The 2,989-nt window shown below is 50.5% G+C and carries 3 protein-coding genes; all 3 read left to right on the top strand.

Annotated elements, in window-relative coordinates:
* On the top strand, positions 1-1,081 hold a 1,081-nt coding region (pckA, locus tag Q0340_RS08115; RefSeq protein WP_298082892.1), incomplete at its 5' end, for a phosphoenolpyruvate carboxykinase (ATP).
* Positions 1,056-2,405 (top strand): CAP domain-containing protein, encoded by a 1,350-nt coding sequence (locus tag Q0340_RS08110; protein WP_298082891.1) that lies wholly within the window; start codon positions 1,056-1,058, stop codon positions 2,403-2,405. The genes pckA and Q0340_RS08110, both read left to right, overlap by 26 nt.
* A gap of 104 nt (positions 2,406-2,509) precedes the next feature.
* A partial coding sequence (locus tag Q0340_RS08105; protein ID WP_298082890.1) for a hypothetical protein occupies positions 2,510-2,989 on the top strand: 480 nt, incomplete at its 3' end.

The following is a 2,989-nucleotide window of genomic DNA, read 5'->3' as shown; positions in this document are numbered from 1 at the left end:
GCTTCACAGCGACGTTTTCGTTATTTTTAACGTTGAGGAAAACGTCGCGGTTATCGGCGGTACGTGGTACGGCGGCGAGATGAAAAAGGGCATTTTTTCGATGATGAACTACTGGCTGCCGCTTGCGGGCAAGATGTCGATGCACTGCTCGGCAAACGTGGGCAGGGATGGCGACACGGCGCTATTTTTCGGCCTAAGCGGCACGGGTAAAACGACGCTATCAACCGATCCAAACCGCAAGTTAATCGGCGATGATGAGCACGGCTGGGACGATGAGGGTATATTTAACTTCGAGGGCGGCTGCTACGCGAAATGTATAAATTTAGACCCGAGCAGCGAGCCTGAAATTTACGCCGCGATCAAACGCGACGCGCTGCTTGAAAACGTGGTCGCCAACGAGGCTGGCGTCGTGGACTACAAAGACGGCAGCAAGACCGAAAACACCCGCGTCAGCTACCCGATCTATCATATCGATAACTACGAGCCAAGCTCCGCAGGCGGCCATCCGAAAAACATCATCTTCCTAACCGCCGACGCATTCGGCGTTTTGCCGCCGGTCGCAAAACTAACCAAAGAGCAGGCGATGTATTATTTCCTAAGCGGCTATACGGCCAAAGTCGCAGGCACCGAGCGCGGTATTACAGAGCCTGTGGCGACCTTTAGCGCGTGCTTCGGCGAGCCGTTTATGCCGCTGCACCCGACCGTTTACGCTAAGCTGCTAGGCGAAAAGATCGACAAGCACAACGTCAGCGTCTATCTCGTAAACACAGGCTGGAGCGGCGGCGCGTACGGCGTGGGCAAGCGAATGAGCATCAAAGCCACGCGTGCATGCATAAACGCGATCCTTGACGGCAGTATCAAAAAGTGCGAATTTGAAAATTTCGAGAAATTTAACCTCGCGATCCCAAAAGAGCTCGCAGGCGTCGAGACTAAGCTGCTAAATCCTATTAATACGTGGACGCACCCGGCGGAATATAAGATCACGCGCGATAAGCTAGCAAAGATGTTTGAAGAGAATTTTAAACGCTACGAGGACGTAAAAGAGGGGGTCGAGTTTGCTAAAGCGGGCCCTACGGCTTAGGCTCCTGGGTCTCGGGGCGATTTGCGCGCTTTTTGCCGCATGCGAAGATACCCCTTCAAATTTAAAACAGCCGCTCGTTGCGATGAGCGGCTTTTCCTTTTACGATGATCCGCTAAGCTACATCAACAATGTGCGCGCAAAATCGGGGCTAAATCAGCTTGCGCAGAATGAAATTTTAAATATCTCTGCGCTTAATCACGCAAAATATGTCGTCGCAAACGAGGCGATGTCGCACGACGAGAGCCCGGGCAAGCCGAATTTTACGGGTGAAAATCCGTCAAAGCGCGCTTTTTACGCAGGCTATAATGCCGTCGTGAGGGAAAATTTATCCTATAATTCAAGCGATCTAAAAAGCGCGATCGACGGGCTACTTAGCGCGATCTACCATAGATTTGCATTTTTGGATTTCGCCTCGGATGAGATCGGCATCGGCTATTTTGAGCACGACAAAAAAAGTAGCTACGTTTTTGAGATGGGAAATTCGCGCCTCAACGCCTTTTGCTCGCGGAATTTAAACGACGAAGGAAGCGGCAAATTTCTACTTGGAATGTGTAAAAATGAAACGCTACGAATGAGAGAGGATAAGTTCAAAAGCGCCACTGCGCTAAATTCGCGCCCTTACGTCTATTACCCGAACGACGAGCCCGCGCTTGCGTTTTTCAGTAATGAAATTCCAGATCCCATGCCCGAGTGCAAAATCACCGCAAATCCCGTAAGCGTGGAGTTTAATGCTGAGGGGCCGCCCGTAACGATGAAAAGTTTTAAAATTTACGAAGGCGGCAGGGAGCTTCAAAACGTTAAAATTTTAGACAAAAACTCCGATCCTAACGCGATTTTGAGTGACAGGCAGTTCGTGCTTTTCAGCAGAGAGGTTTTCAAATTTGACGCCAAATACGGCGCGGAGTTTAATTACGAGCAGGGCGGGAAACAAAAAACGCTGCGGTGGGAGTTTATCACGCAAGCGCCCAAATTTAGATACTTCGTCGTGCAAGGCGGAGAAAATCTGAGCGTGAAAAACGGCGCGTTTTACGACATATTCATAGCTCCCAAAGACTGCAACGATTTGATGAAAAGCTACAAAACCAGCTACTCCTTTATGGATAAGCCCGAAATTTCAAGCCCCGCGGCAAATATGCTGCGCGTAAAGCTAAACGGCGCAAAGGGCGCGAAGCTTGAAATTTCAACGGGTAACGGCGCGGTAATAAATCTGTATTTAAGCGACAGCTCCAAAAGCTACGGCGGCATGGGTAAAATTTACGCCGCAATCGCGGCGGTTTTGGCGGCGATCATTTTGTTTTATCTTTTGGCAAGAAAGCGGAGATGACGGGTGCGAGAGGGCTATTCGGCGCAATGCCCGCTTGTAGGCTAGGGGTTTTGCTTTGCAGACGCGGCGCACCGCTTGCAAAAGGCAGATAATAAGGATAGATCATGAGAAAAAACGAAGGTAAATTTTATATTTCGCTAACGGGCGAAAATAGCCATGAGGTGGATATCCCCGCGGGGCAAGGCAGCTCTATAAGTATCGCGCCTAAGGGTTACGGCGATGCTGATGCCTATGTGAATGCGGATACGCCTATTTCGTGGAGCGCGTTTGATGGAATGCAAATACCGGCCGGCGGGCATTGGCCTAGGTTTTTCTACTATGCGGGCAACGACGCGGGTTTTGCGCAGTGGTCGCAGGGGCGTGAGATAGAGAGCTTTTTCTGGGCGCCGCAAAAAGACGTCTCGTTAGATCTTAGCAAGGCTCATATTCGCCGCCTAAGCCTAGACTGCGATCGCTTTAAAATTTGCGTTCGACTCGGCGTAGATACGCGCAAGGCGGAAAATTTTACGATCGAGAATGCGGGTGGGCTTAAAGGCGTTTCTTTTTGCTTTCGCGAGGATGATGCCAAGGGCGCGGAGCCGTTT

Origin of the sequence: uncultured Campylobacter sp., from assembly GCF_938045595.1 — a bacterium.
GTDB lineage: Bacteria > Campylobacterota > Campylobacteria > Campylobacterales > Campylobacteraceae > Campylobacter_B.
The sequence above is the reverse complement of the archived record's forward strand: the minus strand, read 5'-3'. Positions and strand labels throughout refer to the sequence as shown.